The sequence below is a fragment of the Streptomyces sp. NPDC087263 genome, assembly GCF_044744645.1.
Lineage (GTDB): Bacteria > Actinomycetota > Actinomycetes > Streptomycetales > Streptomycetaceae > Streptomyces.
In genome coordinates this window covers 379750-397543 of record NZ_JBIUYT010000008.1, presented here as the reverse complement: position 1 = coordinate 397543, position 17794 = coordinate 379750, and the positions used below count along the sequence as shown (strand labels likewise).

The 17794-nt window shown below is 70.9% G+C and carries 16 protein-coding genes; 3 read left to right on the top strand and 13 right to left on the bottom strand.

Annotation, left to right across the window (positions count from 1 at the left end; all coding sequences use genetic code 11):
- Positions 1-20 precede the first annotated feature (20 nt).
- From ACIPC1_RS26865 to ACIPC1_RS26855, 3 genes are all read right to left on the bottom strand, one after another.
- Positions 21-956, bottom strand: a complete 936-nt coding sequence (locus tag ACIPC1_RS26865; RefSeq protein WP_402521181.1) for a phosphotransferase family protein — start codon at positions 954-956, stop codon at positions 21-23.
- A gap of 261 nt (positions 957-1217) precedes the next feature.
- Positions 1218-1427 (bottom strand): hypothetical protein, encoded by a 210-nt coding sequence (locus tag ACIPC1_RS26860; protein WP_384380227.1) that lies wholly within the window; start codon positions 1425-1427, stop codon positions 1218-1220.
- A gap of 243 nt (positions 1428-1670) precedes the next feature.
- Complete coding sequence (locus ACIPC1_RS26855; protein ID WP_266824867.1) at positions 1671-1910, bottom strand: hypothetical protein; 240 nt, start codon at positions 1908-1910, stop codon at positions 1671-1673.
- Positions 1911-2106: 196 nt separating this feature from the next.
- Between ACIPC1_RS26855 and ACIPC1_RS26850 the strand changes: the two genes are divergently transcribed.
- Complete coding sequence (locus ACIPC1_RS26850) at positions 2107-3429, top strand: protein kinase domain-containing protein (protein WP_384380273.1); 1323 nt, start codon at positions 2107-2109, stop codon at positions 3427-3429.
- 45 nt (positions 3430-3474) lie between these two features.
- On the opposite strand, the gene ACIPC1_RS26845 is transcribed toward ACIPC1_RS26850, so the two are convergent.
- The 10 genes from ACIPC1_RS26845 to ACIPC1_RS26800 all read right to left on the bottom strand — a co-directional run bounded on the left by ACIPC1_RS26845 (position 3475) and on the right by ACIPC1_RS26800 (position 16907).
- Complete coding sequence (locus ACIPC1_RS26845) at positions 3475-4293, bottom strand: TrmH family RNA methyltransferase (RefSeq protein WP_384380223.1); 819 nt, start codon at positions 4291-4293, stop codon at positions 3475-3477.
- A gap of 64 nt (positions 4294-4357) precedes the next feature.
- On the bottom strand, positions 4358-5593 hold the full coding sequence (gene cobA, locus ACIPC1_RS26840; RefSeq protein ID WP_402521177.1) for a uroporphyrinogen-III C-methyltransferase: 1236 nt from the start codon (positions 5591-5593) through the stop codon (positions 4358-4360).
- 233 nt (positions 5594-5826) lie between these two features.
- Entirely contained in the window at positions 5827-9795 is a 3969-nt protein-coding gene (cobT, locus tag ACIPC1_RS26835; protein WP_402521175.1) for a nicotinate-nucleotide--dimethylbenzimidazole phosphoribosyltransferase, read from the bottom strand.
- Between the two features lie 345 nt (positions 9796-10140).
- Positions 10141-11361, bottom strand: a complete 1221-nt coding sequence (cbiE, locus tag ACIPC1_RS26830; RefSeq protein ID WP_402521172.1) for a precorrin-6y C5,15-methyltransferase (decarboxylating) subunit CbiE — start codon at positions 11359-11361, stop codon at positions 10141-10143.
- A 202-nt stretch (positions 11362-11563) separates the two neighbouring features.
- Positions 11564-12199: a GNAT family N-acetyltransferase gene (locus ACIPC1_RS26825; RefSeq protein WP_402521169.1), complete on the bottom strand. Its 636-nt coding sequence runs from the start codon at positions 12197-12199 to the stop codon at positions 11564-11566.
- A 146-nt stretch (positions 12200-12345) separates the two neighbouring features.
- Positions 12346-13173, bottom strand: a complete 828-nt coding sequence (locus ACIPC1_RS26820; protein WP_402521167.1) for a MetQ/NlpA family ABC transporter substrate-binding protein — start codon at positions 13171-13173, stop codon at positions 12346-12348.
- Between the two features lie 30 nt (positions 13174-13203).
- Positions 13204-14031 (bottom strand): MetQ/NlpA family ABC transporter substrate-binding protein, encoded by an 828-nt coding sequence (locus ACIPC1_RS26815; RefSeq protein WP_402521164.1) that lies wholly within the window; start codon positions 14029-14031, stop codon positions 13204-13206.
- Between the two features lie 79 nt (positions 14032-14110).
- Positions 14111-14848 (bottom strand): methionine ABC transporter permease, encoded by a 738-nt coding sequence (locus ACIPC1_RS26810; RefSeq protein ID WP_402521162.1) that lies wholly within the window; start codon positions 14846-14848, stop codon positions 14111-14113.
- Positions 14845-15945 carry a methionine ABC transporter ATP-binding protein gene (locus tag ACIPC1_RS26805; RefSeq protein WP_402521160.1) on the bottom strand — a complete coding sequence of 367 codons (1101 nt, stop codon included), beginning with the start codon at positions 15943-15945 and terminating at the stop codon, positions 14845-14847. The genes ACIPC1_RS26810 and ACIPC1_RS26805 overlap by 4 nt, the downstream gene beginning before the upstream one ends.
- A gap of 314 nt (positions 15946-16259) precedes the next feature.
- On the bottom strand, positions 16260-16907 hold the full coding sequence (locus ACIPC1_RS26800) for an HAD family hydrolase (RefSeq protein WP_402521158.1): 648 nt from the start codon (positions 16905-16907) through the stop codon (positions 16260-16262).
- A gap of 68 nt (positions 16908-16975) precedes the next feature.
- On the opposite strand from ACIPC1_RS26800, the gene ACIPC1_RS26795 reads away from it, so the two are divergent.
- Complete coding sequence (locus ACIPC1_RS26795) at positions 16976-17335, top strand: hypothetical protein (protein WP_402521156.1); 360 nt, start codon at positions 16976-16978, stop codon at positions 17333-17335.
- 1 nt (position 17336) lies between these two features.
- Entirely contained in the window at positions 17337-17780 is a 444-nt protein-coding gene (locus ACIPC1_RS26790; protein ID WP_402521154.1) for a hypothetical protein, read from the top strand.
- Positions 17781-17794: the final 14 nt, after the last annotated feature.

The following is a 17794-nucleotide window of genomic DNA, read 5'->3' as shown; positions in this document are numbered from 1 at the left end:
CGGCTTCGGTCGGTTGCACCCTACTTCGCGAAATCGTGCGCCAACTCGGGCGGGGCGCCGCTCATTCGGTCGCAGGCGTCGATCACGGCCTGTTCCACCTCGTCCAACGGGCGTTCCTCCGCAGCGGACTTGGCGATCGCCAGCGCCGCCGTCTGCACCGTGAGGGCACGGGCCGCGACGTCCAGGGCGGGCCAGGGGTCGCCGTGGGCGGGGACGGCAGGGCCGCCCGCGTACCGGTAGGCGGTCAGGAAGCGGGTCCACTCCTCGGGCGGGAGCAGGCCGCAGGCGTACCAGGCGGCCGGTCGCGCCAGATCCCAGGTCGGGTCGCCCACGCCGAGGTCGTCCACGTCGATGAGGTGCCAGGGCCCGGTCGCGGCGGGGTGGCGCACCAACTGGCCGAGGTGGAGGTCGCCGTGGCAGAGGGTCGTCGTGGCCGGCATGGCCGCTTCCGCGCGGGCCCAGGCTGGGAGGGCTACCCAGGCGCGCAGGACCGGGGTGGCCGCCGGGTGCGGGCCCACCGCCCTGAGCCGGGCGATCGCGCGGGCCACCTTCGCGGGGCCTCGCATGGGTGGCAGTCCGTCCGGCGCGGGCGCCCTGTGCAGGCGGGCCAGCAGGGTGGCGGCGGTCTCCCACGGTGCCGCGTCGGGGTTCTCCGGGTCGACGGGGGTGCCGTACGGCCAGAAGCTCACCACTCGGCCGTGGAGGTCGACGGGCGCCCGGCGCAGCGGCGCGAGGAGGATGCCCGCGAGGGCGGGGTCCGCGGCGACCGCCAGACGCCGGGCCAACTCCCCCGGGTCCGTGCCAGGCGCGTGTGCCTTGGCGACAGTGTCGGCGTGACGGACGACGGTGCCGTCCTGCCGGTCGGCGAGAACTGTGTCGGGGTGCGCACAGGCAGGCTCCGCGTGGGCCGCGCCCCGCGCCTTGGCGACCAGCCCCGGCAGCACGTCTACGGTCACGACTCCCCCTGAAGTACGACGGCTCCCTGTGAGCGTACGCAGGCACCGAAGGGCTCTGAACAGCAACCATCAATTGAGGAACCGCGACGGCGAGCGACCACATCCGCGAGAGCGGTGCCGGTTTAGGCACAAGAAACGGCAATGCCCGCGCAGCTCCCCAGCTGCGCGGGCATTTTTTGCCGTCCGCCGCACCCCCGTCCCCACGGGGTTTCATGGCCGGATGTCCCCGCCCGGACCGCTCTTCCGGGCCTGGGACGCCGCTCAGCGCCCCAGCATCACGCCCACGGACGACGCTTGTGTGACCACTGCTTCCCAGCCGCCGAAGACGACTACGAGCAGGGCCGCCAGGGGGAGGACCATCGCTGTCGCCACCAATGGGTGGCGACGGCCCTGGCGGCGGGTGCCGAACGCGGCGGCGTATGCCTTGCGTCCCTGCGTGCGGATCACTGTCCGCGATGCCGTGTGGGCCATGGTCCTCTCCTGACCGAGCTTCTGTTGTGGTTGGCAGCGGCGAGTGTCTGACCTCGGGGGACGAGTGCTGCACCCGCCGCTTGACAACAAATCTAGGCGTGCGGCGCCGATGGGTCGTCATGCCCTCGTACCGATTGGCGGGCCTCCCGGAGGATGACCGGTGATCTGCGAAGTACTCCCCTGGGTGGAGACCAGGTCCTGGGCCTCAGGGTCTTCCCGGAGAGGGCGCCCGGTCCGATCCGGCTATCCCGACTGCTCCGAGCTGTCCTCCCGGGGGACCGGCTGCTCCACCAGCGCCAGCACCCGGGTCGCCATGAAGCGGGCGGTACGCACCACTGATCCGCTTCGGGTGACTTCGCTCACTTCCACGACACCTCGGCGTACCGCCGTCTCCACCCTGCGGCCTGCCCTGCTGGCCACCACCTCGTATGTACGCGTCGTGTCCCCGGCGTCCACGACTATCTCCACTCGGTCACCCTTCACGGGCTCAATCCCCCTTCTGCGACGGATGGTTGGGATCACAGCCAGCACAAAGCCGTACTGTTCACACGCTCCCTGACCACCTTTCAAGTTTCCCACCCGGCACTGACAATCGATCGGGCCGAGAGGGCGCGGCCTCTGCGCGCCACCGGCCGCGTATACGTAAGCTGTGGCTCGTCAAACGGACCGGGCAGCGGGGATGGACATGGCGATGATGCGCCTGAGGCGCGAGGACCCGCGTGTCGTCGGCTCGTTCAGGCTTCACAGACGGCTCGGCGCGGGTGGTATGGGCGTGGTCTACCTGGGCTCCGACCGACGTGGGCAGCGGGTCGCGCTGAAGGTGATCCGGCCCGATCTGGCGGAGGATCAGGAGTTCCGGTCGCGGTTCGCACGCGAGGTCTCGGCCGCGCGGCGGATTCGCGGCGGGTGCACGGCGCGGCTCGTGGCGGCGGATCTGGAGGCGGACCGGCCGTGGTTCGCCACGCAGTACGTTCCCGGGCCCTCCCTGCACGACAAGGTCGCCGACGACGGGCCGATGGCCGCCGCCGACGTGGCCTCCGTGGGCGCCGCTCTCTCCGAGGGGCTCGTCGCGGTGCACGAGGCCGGTGTCGTACACCGGGATCTCAAGCCGTCCAACATCCTGCTGTCCCCGAAGGGGCCGCGGATCATCGACTTCGGGATCGCCTGGGCGACGGGGGCGAGCACCCTCACGCATGTCGGTACGGCTGTCGGGTCGCCGGGCTTTCTCGCGCCCGAGCAGGTGCGCGGGGCCGCCGTCACACCGGCCACGGACGTCTTCGCGCTGGGCGCCACGCTCGCCTATGCGGCGACCCAGGACTCTCCCTTCGGGCAGGGCAGTTCCGAAGTGATGCTCTACAGAGTCGTGCACGAGGAGCCCCAACTGCACGGCGTTCCGGACGCACTGGCCCCCCTCGTACGGGCATGTCTGGCGAAGGACCCGGAGGAGCGGCCCAGCACGCTCCAACTGTCCCTGCGGCTCAAGGAGATCGCCGCCCGCGAGGCACAGGGGATGGCCGACGCCCGTCCGCCCGCGCCGCGCACCGATCCCGACCGGCCGACGGGGCGGCTCGCCGAGCAGTACGCCGAGCAGCGCACCCAGCGGCGTCCGCAGGGCACTCCCCCGCCGCGGACGGGCGGGACCAACGGCGGCGGTCCGCGGTCGGGGGCGCGTCCCGCTCCCCCGCGGAACACCGGTCGCTCGGGAAGCAGGCCCGCGCCCCGCAGCGGTACCGGGCGTCCGCCGCCCCGCACCACCGGTACCGGCCGGCGGCCCGCCAACCCGCGTCTGTTGCGTCAGCGGCTCTTCGTGTTCGTCGTGGTGACGTTGCTGGTGGCGCTGGGGATCGCGGCGGCGCAGGGGTGTCAGGGTCCGGCGCGCAGCCTCAAGGACGACGGTGGCGTACGGGAGGTCGTACGACAGGAGCAGTCGTTCGAGCCGCTGCCCGCGGGGAATCTGATGCAACAGCAGTACCGGAGTGAGCTACAGCAGCAGGATGGCTAGGGCCTGTCGGACGGGAACGGTCGACACAGGCTCCCCCGACAGGGCCTAGGGCTGCGGGCGGCCCGTCGCCACCGCGTAGAAGGCGACGGCGGCTGCGGCGCCCACGTTGAGTGAGTCGACGCCGTGGGCCATCGGGATGCGGACCCATTCGTCCGCCGCCATCAGGGCCTTCGTGGAGAGGCCGTCGCCCTCCGCGCCGAGCATCAGCGCGACCCGGTCCATGCGGTGCGGGGCCGCCTCGTCGAGGGACATCGCCTTCTCGTCGGGGGTGAGGGCCAGGAGGTTGAAGCCGGCGTCGCGGACCGATTCCAGGCCCTTGGGCCAGGAGTCGAGACGGGCGTACGGGACCGAGAAGACGGCGCCCATGGAGACCTTCACGCTGCGGCGGTACAGCGGGTCCGCGCAGTCCGGGGAGAGCAGAACCGCGTCCATGCCGAGGGCGGCGGCGGAGCGGAAGATCGCGCCGATGTTGGTGTGGTCGTTGACCGACTCCATGACGACCACGCGGCGCGCGGTCTGCAGGAGTTCGTCCGCGATCGGGAGCGGTTTGCGCTGCATGGAGGCGAGTGCGCCCCGGTGTACGTGATAGCCGGTGACCTGTTCGGCGAGCTCCGGGCTGACCGCGTACACCGGGGCCGGGAGCTCGTCGATGACGTCCCGCATGACGTCGACCCACTTGGCGGAGAGCAGCATCGAGCGCATCTCGTACCCGGCGTCCTTGGCGCGTCTGATGACCTTCTCGCCCTCGGCGATGAACAGGCCCTCGGCGGGTTCGCGCTTGCGGCGCAGTTCCACGTCGGTCAGGCCCGTGTAGTCGCTCAGACGGGGGTCGGCGGGGTCCTCAACGGTGATGAGATCGGCCACAGGGTGATACTGCCTTGTCCTGGGTGCGGTGCCAACGGCTGGGAAGGTGTTGTGTTACCGGGGGTTACCTCTTGGTGTTCGCGGGGCCCACGTTCACGACCTCGCCGATGACGATGACCGCCGGGGGCTTCACGTCCTGCGTGCGGACGGTTTCCGCGACCGTCTCCAGGGTCGCGTCGACGCGGCGCTGCGCTGCCGTCGTGCCCTCCTGGACCAGGGCGACGGGGGTGTCGGCCGCCTTGCCGTTGGCCATGAGCGTGCGGGCGATGGCACCGATCTTGTCGACGCCCATGAGTACGACGAGCGTGCCGCGCAGTTTGGCGAGGGACTGCCAGTCGACCAGGGAGCGTTCGTCGTCGGGGGCCACATGGCCGCTGACCACCGTGAACTCGTGGGCGACCCCGCGGTGGGTGACCGGAATGCCCGCGGCGCCCGGGACCGAGATCGAGCTGGAGATACCGGGGACCACCGTGCAGGCGATGCCCGCTTCGGCGAGCGCCTGGGCCTCCTCCATGCCGCGGCCGAAGACGAAGGGGTCGCCGCCCTTCAGCCGTACGACCGACTTGCCCTGCCTGGCGTGCTCGATCAGCGCGTTGTTGATGGCCTCCTGGGCCATGAAACGGCCGTACGGGATCTTCGCCGCGTCGATCACCTCGACATGCGGCGGAAGTTCGGCGAGCAGGTCGCGCGGGCCGAGGCGGTCGGCGATGACCACGTCCGCCTCGGCGAGGAGGCGGCGGCCGCGGACCGTGATCAGGTCCGGGTCGCCTGGGCCGCCGCCGACCAGCGCGACCCCGGGGGTACGGGTGCGGTGGTGGGGCGCCACGAGGGTCCCGTCGCGCAGGCCCTCGACCACCGCGTCGCGGATCGCGGCGGTGCGGCGGGGGTCGCGGCCGCGGGCGTCCGTCGTGAGGATCGCCACGGTGACGCCCTCGCTGTGGCCCGTGGCCGGGGTCCACGCCGTCGCCGCGTCGGCGTCGTCCGAGCGGACGCACCAGACGCGGTGGCGTTCCGCTTCCGCGGAGGCTTCGGCGTTCGCCTTGCGGTCACGGGTGGCGATCAGGGCGTACCAGGTGTCCGCCAGGTCGCCCTCCTCGTACGGGCGCTTCGTCCAGGTGATCTCGCCGGCGTCCGCCATCGCTTCCACGGAGGGGGTGGCCTCCGGGGATACGAGGTGGATGTCCGCGCCTGCCGCGATGAGCGCCGGGAGGCGGCGTTGGGCGACCTGGCCGCCGCCGAGGACCACTACGCGGCGGCCGGTGAGGCGGAGACCTACGGGGTAGGCGGGGTGTTCGGCCATGGCGGTGCGGCTCCTCGGGCGGGGTGGGGCATTGGTGCCTCGGGCTGGCCCCTGACGTGCGGATTTTATGGTGCGGGGCCGTGAGGGGCTGGGGTGGGGTGGGGGTTCTTTCCCCAGGGCCGCCCCTTCCCGAAACCGGGGGCTGCGCCCCTGGACCCCCGCACGTCCAGGTGAGCGGGCGGGCTGTGCCCACCCGTTCCGCCCGGCGGAACGACTGCCCACAGCCGTTGAGGCTACTTCTCGGTGACCCCTGCCGAATCGAACGTCGCCACCTCGTGCATCGCCCGTGCCGCGCTCTGCACCACCGGCAGCGCCAGCAGCGCGCCGGTGCCCTCGCCCAGGCGGAGGTCGAGGTCGACCAGCGGACGCAGGCCCAGCTTGTTCAGGGCGGCCACGTGGCCCGGTTCGGCGCTGCGGTGGCCGGCGATGCAGGCCGCCAGCACCTCGGGGGCGATGGCACGGGCCACGAGGGCCGCGGCGCCGGCGCTGACGCCGTCCAGGATCACCGGGGTACGGAGGGAGGCGCCGCCGAGGAGGAGGCCGACCATGGCCGCGTGTTCGAGGCCGCCGATGGCCGCGAGGACACCGATGGGGTCGGCCGGGTCCGGCTGGTGGAGTTCGATGGCGCGGCGTACGACCTCGGTCTTGCGGGCGAGCATCTCATCATTGATGCCGGTGCCACGACCCGTCACCTCTGCCGGGTCGGTGCCCGTGAAGACCGAGATGAGGGCCGCCGACGGGGTGGTGTTGGCGATGCCCATCTCGCCGGTCAGCAGGGCCTTGTTGCCCGCCGCCACGAGGTCGCGGGCCGTCTCGATGCCCACCTCGATGGCCGCGATGACCTCCTCGCGGGTCATCGCGGGACCGGTCGTCATGTCGGCGGTGCCCGCGCGGACCTTGCGCGGCAGCAGGCCCGGCGTGGCCGGGAGGTCGGAGGCGACGCCCACGTCGATGACGCAGACCTCGGCGCCGACCTGGTTGGCGAAGGCGTTGCAGACCGCGCCGCCCCCGAGGAAGTTCGCCACCATCTGGGCGGTGACCTCCTGCGGCCAGTGGGTGACGCCCTGCGCGTGCACCCCGTGGTCACCGGCGAAGATCGCGACCGCGGCGGGCTCCGGGATCGGCGGCGGGCACATCCGGGACAGGCCCGAGAGCTGCGCGGAGATGATCTCCAGCATCCCGAGGGCGCCGGCGGGCTTCGTCATCCGCTTCTGGCGTTCCCAGGCCTCGCCGAGCGCCTTGGCATCCAGCGGACGGATGTTGGAGATCGTCTCGGCGAGCAGGTCGTGCGGCTCCTCACCGGGCAGCGCGCGACGGCCGTACGTCTCCTCATGGACGACCCAGGACAGCGGGCGGCGCTTGGACCAACCCGCCTGCATCAGCTCGGGCTCTTCCGGGAACTCGTCGACGTAGCCGACGCAGAGGTACGCGACGACCTCCAGGTGCTCGGGGAGGCCCAGCGCACGGACCATCTCGCGCTCGTCGAAGAAGCTGACCCAGCCGACGCCGAGGCCCTCGGCGCGGGCCGCGAGCCAGAGGTTCTCGACCGCGAGCGCGGAGGAGTACGGGGCCATCTGCGGCTGTGTGTGGCGGCCCAGGGTGTGGCGGCCGCCGCGGGTCGGGTCGGCGGTGACGACGATGTTCACCGGGGTGTCGAGGATGGCCTCGATCTTGAGTTCCTTGAACTGCTTCGCGCGGCCCTTGGGCAGCGACTTCGCGTATGCCTCGCGCTGGCGGGCCGCGAGTTCGTGCATCGAACGCCGGGTGTCGGCGGAACGGATGACGACGAAGTCCCAGGGCTGGGAGTGGCCGACGGACGGTGCCGTGTGGGCCGCCTCCAGAACCCGGAGCAGTACGTCGTGCGGGATCGGGTCGCTGCGGAAGCCGTTGCGGATGTCCCGGCGCTCGCGCATCACCCGCAGGACGGCCTCGCGCTCCGCGTCGTCGTAGCCGGGTGCCGCCGGGCCTGTGGACTCTCCTACGTCTGCCACTGCGGCCGTGCTCTCTTCCTGGTCGGCGCCCTGGGTGTCCAGATCGTCCGCTTGCTGTGCGACCACGGGCTCCGGGGACGCCGGGAGCGGCTCCGGTACCGGGGGTGCCTGGACCTCTGCCGCTGCCTCGGCCTCCGTTCCCTCTCCCGCTGCGTCGCGGGGCGCGGGTACCGGAGCGACGAGGTCCGTTTCAAGGGCGGGGGGCTGCGAGGTTCCCTCCGTGGGCTCCTCGGCCGCGGGCTGCTCCTCCGTGGGGAAGGGCGGCACCGTCATGGCGTGCGGCGGGGTCGGGGCGAGGTGCGGGGTCGTCGGCACCGAGCCCTCCACCGGCACGAACTGGCCGAGGGAGTGGTCCGGGTGGGGCTGTTCTGGGTGGGGCTGTTCTGGGTGGGACTGATCGGGGTGGGGCTGGGCCGCGTGGGGGTCAAGCGGGGCGGACGGGAGACCGGACGGGACTGCTCCGTCGCCGGGGGCCGCGAAGTGTTCGCCATGGGCCTGGCCCACAGCCGTGTGCGGCGCTTGCGCGTGCGCGCCCACACCCGCCGGTACGCCGTGCCGGGGCTCGGCCGCGGCCATCTCGGCGAACCGCGGGTGCGCGTCCACAGGGAGTACTTGCTCCTGTGCCTGGACCTGCGGCAGTGGCTGCGGCAGGGCGTGGTCAGGAGTGAGTGGGAACTCCACAGGGGATCCCGTCTCCGCGAACTGGGCGGCGGGGTCCGGGACATGACCGGCGGAGGCGGCCGACTGGGCTGCCTGAAACGCGAACTGGGGCGCCGGGGCCGCTGTCACGTCACCCCCCTCTTCCCGTTCGGCGAGGCGGGCGGCACGATGCACGACCGCCGGATCGGTGAGCTCTGGGTCGGTGAGCTCTGAGGGGGTCGCGAGTGCTCTGCGCGGTTTCGGCTCGGGCTTGAGGTTCGGCTCGGGTGCGAGGAACTCGCCGTCCGAAGGGACCGGTGCCTGCGCGGCGAGGTGCGCGGGTGCGACGTAGGCGTCGGCGGCGGCGTCCGTCGGCTCCGGGGCGTGCGGGGCCCCCGGGAAAGGCGTCTCGTCCAGGTCCTGCGTGAGATGGGAGCCCAGTGATCCGTCCGGGGAGGGCACGGCCTCGGGAGCCCTGGGGGCGAAAGCGTCCGCGGCTGCCTCGGGCAGCGGAGCGGCGGCGGGGGACTGGGGGACGGGTGCGAGGGACGGAACCTCAGCGACGTCCTGAACTCCGGAAGCCTGCGCCGACCCCGGGACCTGACCGGCTTCCGGTTCCTGCGGGACCTCAACAAGCGCCTCGGGCTCAGCCCCGCCCTGGCCCTGGCCCTGGCCCTGGCCCTGGCCCACGCCCTGGCCCTGGCCCTGGGAAGCTTGCGCGGCCTCCGGAACCTGACCGCCCGCCGGTTCCTGGGAGCCCGCCGCGAACCCCTGCCCCTCCGCCACATCCTGCGCCGGGTCATGAGCAGCCTGCTCGAAAGCCGACGCCGCCCGGGCGGACTCCACACCCGGCGCCGCCTCCGGGACGACCGTTTCTGCAGCGGCCTGTTCCGGACCCGACGGCGGGGCACCCCACGGCATCGCGCCCTGCGGCGGGATCTCGGAGAGCTGTTGCACATCGAGGTACTCGGGCCCGACGGTCGGCGGCCCGGGGTGGCGTACGGGAGTCACGGGGTTGCTGAACGCGGCTCCGGCGACCGGGCTCACCGGGGCCCCCGCGGGACCGCGGTCGGCGAGCGAGCGGACCGGGCTCGCGGAGCCGTCCGGGGTCGGCGGGCCGAGGTGCAGCGGGCGACGGACCGGCGTCGGCTGCGGGGCCGGCGCGGGGCCGCGCACGGGTTCCGGCGCGCGGACCGCGCTGAGGTCGACCGAGCCGCTGTCCCGCCCGGCCGTCTCATGCGGACCGGGCTCCTGAGCACCCGTCTCGTGCGGACCCGGTTCATGGGGACCGGGTTCATGGGGACCGGGTTCATGGGGACCCGCCTCGCGCAGACCCGCCTCATGCGGACCCGCCTCGTGGACGAACGGCATCGGGGCCGGCGGCGGCACCTCGTTGCCCCACGCGCCCTGTGCCCCCGGGGCGCCCGGCATCAGGAGCAGGTCGTCATCATCGGCGGGGGTCTCGGAGGGTTCGAGGAAGGTGTAGGCACCCGGCGCGAGGACGCCCGGCTGATCCACCATGCCTGCGTTCTCCGGCAGTCCCTCGCCCGGGACCTGGCCGGTGTCAGTCATGCGTACCCCTCGCCCATCGGTTAGTGCTTCCAAGTCCAGCTCGCCCGGAACGGCGCACCGACCGCCCCATGGTGAAGAACGAGCGCGCATGCCCAGCGGCACGAACGACCGTCCAAGAAAGACGACAAAGCCATTAACTGGCATTATCCCGGTCGTTCCACCCTGGCGACAGCTTGATCCGCGAGGGCCCGCTGTGGACTGCGCCACGTTGCGCGTCCTCCGGTTCCGCCGTACCACACACACCTCAAAACGGGCGCGTTTTCCGGACATTGGCCTACGAAAGGCTGATCCCCCGAGAGCGGTACAACGATCGGCCAGCCTACCGCGCGCAGTACGACAACAGGATCACAGGGCGCGATCGGCGCGATCGGGCAGACGGCCTGTGAGCAGGAACGCGACGCTCCGTTCCGTCTCCGTCCAGGCCCTTGTGTCGAGTTCGACGGACTGGATGAGGGAGCACTCCACCTGGTATCCGTGCTCCGTCAGTTGCCTGCCGACGAGTTCGGCGGCGTCGCGGGTCGAGGCGTGCGTGACGATGCACTGCGGCCGTCGATCGGCGACCGCGGAAACCACCGCGACTCCGCCGCCCCCGACACGTACGACGTCGGGTTCGGGCAGGTCCTCCAGGACGTGCGGAGCGGCGCCGTGCACGATCTGCATCTGGACGCCGAAGCGGCGGGCGGAGTCCTCGGTGCGGGCGCAGGAGCCGGGGTTCCGGTCGACCGCGATGACGGCGGCGCCGGTCCGCGCGGCCTCGGTGGCGAAGGCGCCGCTGCCTGAGCCGATGTCCCAGACGAGGTCTCCGACGCGCGGTCCCAGGCGGGCGAGTTGGGCGGCGCGCAGCAGATCCGTCTCACCTTCGCCGAGTGCGCCGCCGTACGCCTTCGCGGGGAGCGCCCAGCCGCGTGGTCCCGCGGCGGGTTCGGGGCCCGCGATCCAGCTGCCGCCTTCTGCCGCGGCCACGAAGCCGCCGATGACGATGACGACGTTCGGGTCGCGCCAGGTGTGGTCGGCCGCCTTGTCGGAGGTGAGGATCGTGACCTGTTCGTTCGCGGTGCCGAGTTCCTCGCAGATGACGAAGGTGCGGTGCACTCCGTCCATGAGGAGGCCGAGTTCGGCGGGGCCGGCGCCGGGCGAGGTGAGGACGGCGACCTTGGTGTGTGCGCGGCATACGTTCACTGCGCGTCTCAGGGTGCGGGCATGTGCGACGACCACGTGTGCGTCGTCCCAGGCCATGCCTGCGCGGGCGAACGCGGTGGCCACCGAGGAGACGGCCGGGACGACTTCGACCTCCAGGCCGAACTCGGGACCCCGCAGGGTGCGGACGACACCGAAGAAGCCCGGGTCCCCGTCGGCGAGGACGACGGCGCTGCCCCGGTGGCCCGCGATCCGGCGGGCGGCGAGGGCGACGCTGCCGAGGCGTATGCGTTCGGCGGTCGCGGGCACCTCGGGAAGCGCGAGGTGATGGGCCGTGCCGGCCACCAGCGTCGCGGCAGCGAGAGCCGAGCGCGCCGCGGCGCTCAGCGGCGAGCCGTCCCAGCCGATCACCGTGACCCGGTCGGCCATCGTTGTCAGTCTCCAGAAAGGTTTTCGCAGGTCGTCAGGGCAGGCCCGTGGGCGGGCTCCGTGAGAGTACCTGGTACCGCTGCGCGGCGTCCTCACGGGCTCCGGAGGGTGGGAGCGGTCCCGCGGATGCCGCACCGGGGCCGCTGGGGTCCAGGTCCGCCTCCGGGGACTTTCCCGGTTCCCCTTCAGCGATTCCCCGGAGTCAGTTCCAGTCGGAGAACGACGTGAAACCGCTGTCGGCGAACTGTTCGCCCACGCCGTCCAGGTCCTCCGGCAGCAGGCTCCACACGATGTAGTCGGTGCGTACGTCGGTCCAGTCGCCGTCCTCGGTACGGGTACGCGCTATGCAGGCGCCCCGCAGGACGCCCTCGCTGATGCAGCCGATCTTCTGGGCGACCTGCTGCGAGGCGGTGTTGTCGGCGGCCGTACGCAGTTCGAGGCGCTCGAACTTCTGCTCACGGAAGAGCCATTGGGCGGTGGCGAGCGCGGCCTCGGAGGCGTAGCCCTCGCCGCGGGCCCAGGGGGCGATGATGTACGACAGTTCGGCGGACCGCACGTGCCAGTTCGTCTTGGCGAGCTGGATGATGCCGACCAGGCGCTGGGTGAGGAACTCCGTGACGGCGAGGTCGAGTCCGCGGCCCGCCCGGCGTTCGGTGGGCGCGTAGTCGGTGATCCAGGAGCGGGCGCCGTCCTCGGTGTAGGGCTGGGGCACCGCCGTCCAGGCCGCGACCATCTCGTCGTTCATCATCTCGGTCAGGGCGGCGACGTCGTCGTCCTCGAGCGCACGCATGACCAACCGCTCCGTGCTGATGGAGATGTCGGGGAAGGTGCTCGTCATGCGCCGCTCCGTAACCTTCGGGAACCTCGGGCCGTGGGAAACCACCGGGCCCGCTGAACTGCCCAGCATGCAGCATGAAACCACCGTGACGCACCACGGGGTCCACTCCGGGTGAGGGAGTGAACCCCGTGCGGTGACGACGGGTGTCAGCCGGAAGTGACCGGCAGGACCGAGCCCTTGTACTTGTCCTCGATGAACTTCCTGACCTCCGGCGAGGTCAGGAGCTTCGCGAGCTTCTTGACCCGCGGATCGTCCTCGTTGCCCTTCTTGACCGCCAGGAGGTTCGCGTAGGGGTTGTCCTTCGCGGACTCCAGGAGGATCGCGTCGGTGGCGGGGCTGAGTCCCGCGTCCTGGGCGTAGTTGTTGTTGATCACCGCTGCGGCCACGTCGTCGAGCGAGCGCGGCAGTTGGGCGGGCTCCAGCTCCTTGAACGTCAGGTGCTTCGGGTTGGCCGTGATGTCCTTGGGGGACGCGGTCGTACCGGCACCCTCCTTGAGCGTGATGACACCCTTGGAGGCAAGGAGCTTGAGGGCGCGTCCCTCGTTGGTGACATCGTTGGGCACCGCGACGGTGGCTCCGTCGGTGAGTTCGGTGACGTCCTTGACCTTCTTCGAGTACACGCCCATGGGCGGCAGGTAGGCCTTGACGACCGACACCAGGTCCGTGCCCTTGGACTTGTTGAAGTCATCCAGGTAGGGCTGGTTCTGGTAGAGGTTCGCGTCGAGCGAGCCCTCCTGGAGCGCGGTGTTCGGCAGGACGTAGTCCGTGAACTCCGTGATCTTCAGGTCAAGTCCGGCCTTCTTGGCCAGGTTCTTCTCTATGTACGACAGGACCTCGCCGGCCGGTACGGCGGTGGCGCCGACGACCAGGGCGTCGTCGTCACCGCTGCCGGAGTCCGAGCCCGAACCACAGGCGGCCAGTCCGAAGCCGAGGACGATCGCGGCGGACACCGTGGATATGACGTGCTTGCGCATGTGTTGACCCCTCTGAAACCGGTCGTCCCGTCAGAACGACGGGATGACGGAACCCTCGTACTTGTCCTCGATGAACTTCTTGACCTCGGGCGAGGTGAGCAGCTCGGCGAGCTTCTTGACGCGCGGGTCGTCCTCGTTGCCCTTCTTCACCGCCAGGAAGTTGCCGTACGGGTTGTCCTTCGCGGACTCCAGGACGAGGGCGTCCTTGGCGGGCGAGAGGTCGGCCTCGATGGCGTAGTTGCCGTTGATCACCGCGGCGTCGACGTCCTCCAGGGAGCGCGGGGTCTGGGCCGCCTCCAGCTCCTTGAACTTGAGGTCCTTCGGGTTCTTGGTGATGTCCGCGGGGGTCGCTTCGTTGCCCACGCCGTCCTTGAGCGTGATGATCCCGTTGGTGGCGAGCAGCTTCAGTGCGCGTGCCTCGTTGACGCTGTCGTTCGGGACGGCGATCGTCGCGCCGCTCTTCAGGTCGTCGGCGCTCTTGACCTTGCTGGAGTAGAGGCCGAGCGGCTCCAGGTGCACCGTGACGACGGGCACGATGTGGGTGCCGTTCTTCTTGTTGAAGTCGTCGAGGTACGGCTGGTTCTGGAAGTAGTTGGCGCCCACGGACCCGTCCTCCGTCGCCGTGTTCGGCGTGACGTAGTCGGTGAACTCTCTGACCTCCAGGTCGAGGCCCGCCTTCTTCGCCAGGTTGTCCTTGACGTAGTCGAGGATCTCCGCGTGCGGGACCGGGCTGGCGGCGACGACCAGCGGGCTGCTGGTGTCGGAAACGGAGTCCTTGTCCGAACCGCAGGCGGTGAGACCCAGGGTCAGGGCTCCGGCTGCGAGAACGGCGGTGCCGAGCTTTGTGACGTTACGCACGAAAAGTGCCTTTCCATGTGGGTGTGGCTGTCCCCGTGAGGGGTGATACGGGGAAATCTGCGGGTGGGTGAAGAAGTGCTCAGGCGACCTTGCCGACGTCCGCGGTCGCGGGCTCCCTGGCCTTCAGCAGCCTCAGCCGCGGTCCGGCACCGGACTGGCCGCCGCGCCGGTGGAGGCCACGCGCCGCGTAGTCGCCGACGAACTGGATGACCGAGATGACCACGGCGAGGATGCCCACGGTGATCCACATCAGCTCGGTCTCGAAGCGCTGATAGCCGTACCGGATCGCGATGTCGCCGAGGCCTCCGGCGCCGACGGTGCCGGCCATCGCCGAGTAGCCGATGAGGGCGACGATCGTGGTGGTCGCCGAGGAGATCAGCGACGGCAGCGACTCCGGTACGAGGACCTTGCGGACGACGGTCCAGGTGTTGCCGCCCATCGACTGCACGGCCTCGACGAGCCCGCCGTCCACCTCGCGGACAGCCGTCTCGACAAGCCGCGCGAAGAAGGGGATCGCCCCGATCGCGAGCGGCACGATGGCGGCCTCGCGGCCGATCGTCGAGCCGGTGAGCCAGCGTGTGAAGCCCATCAGCGCGACCATCAGGATGATGAACGGCATGGAGCGGGCGACGTTCACGATCTGCCCGATGACCCTGTTCGCCAGCACGTTCTGGAGCAGTCCGCCGCGGTCGGTGAGGACGAGCAGGATGCCGAGCGGCAGACCGCCGGCGACGGCTATGAGCGTGGACCAGCCGACCATGTAGAACGTGTCCCAACACGCCTGGGACAGCAGCGGCTGCATCTCCGACCAGGTCACTTGGCACCATCCTTGAGCAGTACGGGCGCCTGGCCCTGAACGTCGATCTGAAGCCCCTGCTCGCGCAGGAACCCGATCGGCACGACGTTCTCCTCGTAGCGGCCGGGCAGTTCGATGCGCATCCGGCCGACCTGCTTGCCCGCGACGGTGTCCATCGCGGCGCCGAGGATCGAGATGTCGATGTTGTAGGTGCGGGAGAGCTGCGAGATGACGGGCTGGGTGGCGGCCTCGCCGTGGAAGGTGACGTCGATGACCGTGCGGTCGTCGTCGGTCGGGTCGCCGCTCACCGGGAAGAGCGCGGCGGCCAGTTCGGAGCCGGGCGTCGCGAGCAGTTCGCTGACGGTGCCCGACTCGACGATCCTGCCGTTCTCCATGAGGGCGGCCGAGTCGCAGATGGTCTTGACGACGTCCATCTCGTGCGTGATGAGCAGGACGGTCAGACCCAGCTGCCGGTTCAGGTCGCGCAGCAGCTGGAGGATGGAGCGGGTGGTCTCCGGGTCGAGCGCGCTGGTCGCCTCGTCGGAGAGCAGTACCTTCGGGTCGCCTGCCAGGGCGCGGGCGATGCCGACGCGCTGCTTCTGGCCGCCGGAGAGCTGGGCCGGGTAGGCCTTGGCCTTGTCGGAGAGGCCGACCAGGTCGAGCAGTTCGAGCGCCTTGCGTGAGCGCTCCCTGCCGGAGACACCGAGGATCTCCAGGGGCAGCTCCACGTTGTCCTGGACGGTGCGCGAGGACAGCAGGTTGAAGTGCTGGAAGACCATCCCGATGTGGCTGCGCGCCCTGCGGAGCTCCCCGCCCGCGCGGGAGCCGCGGCCGGCCAGCGCGGTGAGGTCCTGTCCGGCGACGGTGACCGTGCCGGAGGTAGGGCGTTCCAGGAGGTTGACGCAGCGGATGAGCGAGGACTTGCCGGCGCCGGACTGGCCGATGACGCCGTACACCTCGCCTTCGCGGACGTGCAGGTCGACGCCGTCGAGGGCGGTGACCTCACGGCCGCGCGAGCGATGGGCCCGATAGACCTTCGTGAGGTCCTTGGTCGTGATCACTGGGGTTTCCGTCACTGTCGAGTGCAGGGCGTGGGTGTGCGCCGGGCACGGGTGCATTCGGTCTTGAACGCGGCACGGTTCTCGCGGTGGCGATGACAGCCGGGGTGTGAAGAAGAATCGTGTGCGCGGGGCAGCGACCGTCACGTCCGGGGACGGACAGGTCGCGCCGGCTCGCTTCGGGGCGCGAGACTCGGGGTGGTGCGAGGGCCCTCTAGAAGGCGCACATTCGACACATACAACGAGCACCGGGCGTCATGGTCGCCTCGGTCGCAAGGATGCGGCTGCTCGTCGTGGTCATGGGATCAAGTAAAGCAGACACACAGGTGGGGCCCACCACCGCTGTCCGTATACCGGACAGCGGTGGACAGCTCTCAGTCCCGGTCGGAGATCTCCACTCCGTACGCCGTGACCAGCGCCGACAGTGCGGAGAGGTTCTCGACCACGAGGTCGGCGTCCAGCTCGTGGGGCCGGTGGGTTGTGGCCAACGCCACGGTGGTCATTCCGGCGGCGCGGCCCGCCTGTAGGCCCGCGGGGGCGTCCTCGAAGACCACGCAGCGGGCCGGGTCGACACCCAGTTCGCGGGCGGCGAGCAGGTAGGGCTCGGGATCGGGCTTGCCGCGGGTGATGTCGTCGGCGGTGATCAGCGTCTTGGGGCGGATGCCGACCTCGCCGAGCCGTGCCGCGGCCAGCCGCCGGGTGGCGGAGGTGACGACGGCCCAGCGGTCGGCGGGCAGGGAGGCGAGGAACTCGGCCGTCCCCGGAAGCAGCAGGACCCCGCCCGGTACGTCCTCCACCTCGAGCTGCTCGATGCGCGCGAGTGCCCCGGGGACCAGGTCGGCGGGCAGCAGGTCGGCGGCTATCTCGGCGGCGGGGCGGCCGTGCAGTTCGATCCGGGCGAAGTCCTCGGCGATGATGCCGTACTCCTCGTACCACCGGGTCCAGCAGCGGTTCACCGACTCCAGGGAGGAGACGAGTGTTCCGTCGTTGTCGAAGAGGAGGGCTTCAGCGTGGATCTTCATGCCTTCGACCCTACGGGGCACCCCGGGGGCAGGCGCAGCAGGTCTTTGGCCCGTAATAGGGTCGGCACATGCTTGATGCCCTGACGGTCGCGACCGCCGTCGCCGCGCTCGCGCTCGCCGCCTGGTGCGGCTGGGCCGCCTACCGCGATCAGCCCACCAAGGACTGGCACTTCATCGGCATGGCCGTGGTGTCACTGCTCGCCGTGGTCCAGCTCGTGATCGGCGTCGTCCAGCTGGCGCGCGGTGAGAAGCCGGAACAGGGTACGACGATCTTCGTGGCGTATCTGCTCGGCGCCTTCGCCTGCATCCCGGCCGCCGGCTTCATGTCGCTGACCGAGCGCACCCGTTGGGGATCGATCACCGTGGCCGCCGGCGGCTTCGTCCTCGCCGTTCTCGAGGTCCGGCTCTATGACATCTGGGGAGGCTGAGATGACGGCGACGGAGGAGAACGGAACCGTGCCTCAGGAGAAGAAGCGGACGCGGCTCATCAGCGGTCCCGGCATGCTGCTGGTCTGGCTGTACGGCGTGATGGTCGTCGGCGCCGTCTCACGCAGCGCCGTGCAGATCTCGACGGAGTTCGACAAGGCACCGCTCGCCTACTCGCTGTCCGCGGTCGCGGGGCTCGTCTACGGGTTCATCACGTACTCGCTCGTGCGGGGCGGTGAGACGGCTCGCAGGGCGGCGCTGGTGTGCTGCGCCGCCGAGCTCGCGGGCGTGCTGATCGTCGGGACCTGGACGCTGGTGGAGCCGTCCGCCTTCCCCGACGCCACGGTGTGGTCGGACTACGGGATGGGCTATCTGTTCATCCCGGTGCTGCTGCCGGTGTCGGCGATGTACTGGCTTCGCAAGGCTGCTCGCAGGCCCACTCAGTAGCGGCTGGGCACCCG

Excerpts from the sequence above, each read along its gene's own strand:
- cbiE (WP_402521172.1), bottom strand. The coding sequence starts at position 11,361 with ATGGCCGACCGGGTCACGGTGATCGGCTGGGACGGCTCGCCGCTGAGC.
- ACIPC1_RS26820 (WP_402521167.1), bottom strand. The coding sequence starts at position 13,173 with ATGCGCAAGCACGTCATATCCACGGTGTCCGCCGCGATCGTCCTCGGC.
- ACIPC1_RS26860 (WP_384380227.1), bottom strand. The coding sequence starts at position 1,427 with ATGGCCCACACGGCATCGCGGACAGTGATCCGCACGCAGGGACGCAAG.
- ACIPC1_RS26795 (WP_402521156.1), top strand. The coding sequence starts at position 16,976 with ATGCTTGATGCCCTGACGGTCGCGACCGCCGTCGCCGCGCTCGCGCTC.
- ACIPC1_RS26825 (WP_402521169.1), bottom strand. The coding sequence starts at position 12,199 with ATGACGAGCACCTTCCCCGACATCTCCATCAGCACGGAGCGGTTGGTC.
- cobA (WP_402521177.1), bottom strand. The coding sequence starts at position 5,593 with ATGGCCGAACACCCCGCCTACCCCGTAGGTCTCCGCCTCACCGGCCGC.
- cobT (WP_402521175.1), bottom strand. The coding sequence starts at position 9,795 with ATGACTGACACCGGCCAGGTCCCGGGCGAGGGACTGCCGGAGAACGCA.
- ACIPC1_RS26850 (WP_384380273.1), top strand. The coding sequence starts at position 2,107 with ATGGACATGGCGATGATGCGCCTGAGGCGCGAGGACCCGCGTGTCGTC.
- ACIPC1_RS26805 (WP_402521160.1), bottom strand. The coding sequence starts at position 15,945 with ATGCACCCGTGCCCGGCGCACACCCACGCCCTGCACTCGACAGTGACG.
- ACIPC1_RS26800 (WP_402521158.1), bottom strand. The coding sequence starts at position 16,907 with ATGAAGATCCACGCTGAAGCCCTCCTCTTCGACAACGACGGAACACTC.
- ACIPC1_RS26790 (WP_402521154.1), top strand. The coding sequence starts at position 17,337 with ATGACGGCGACGGAGGAGAACGGAACCGTGCCTCAGGAGAAGAAGCGG.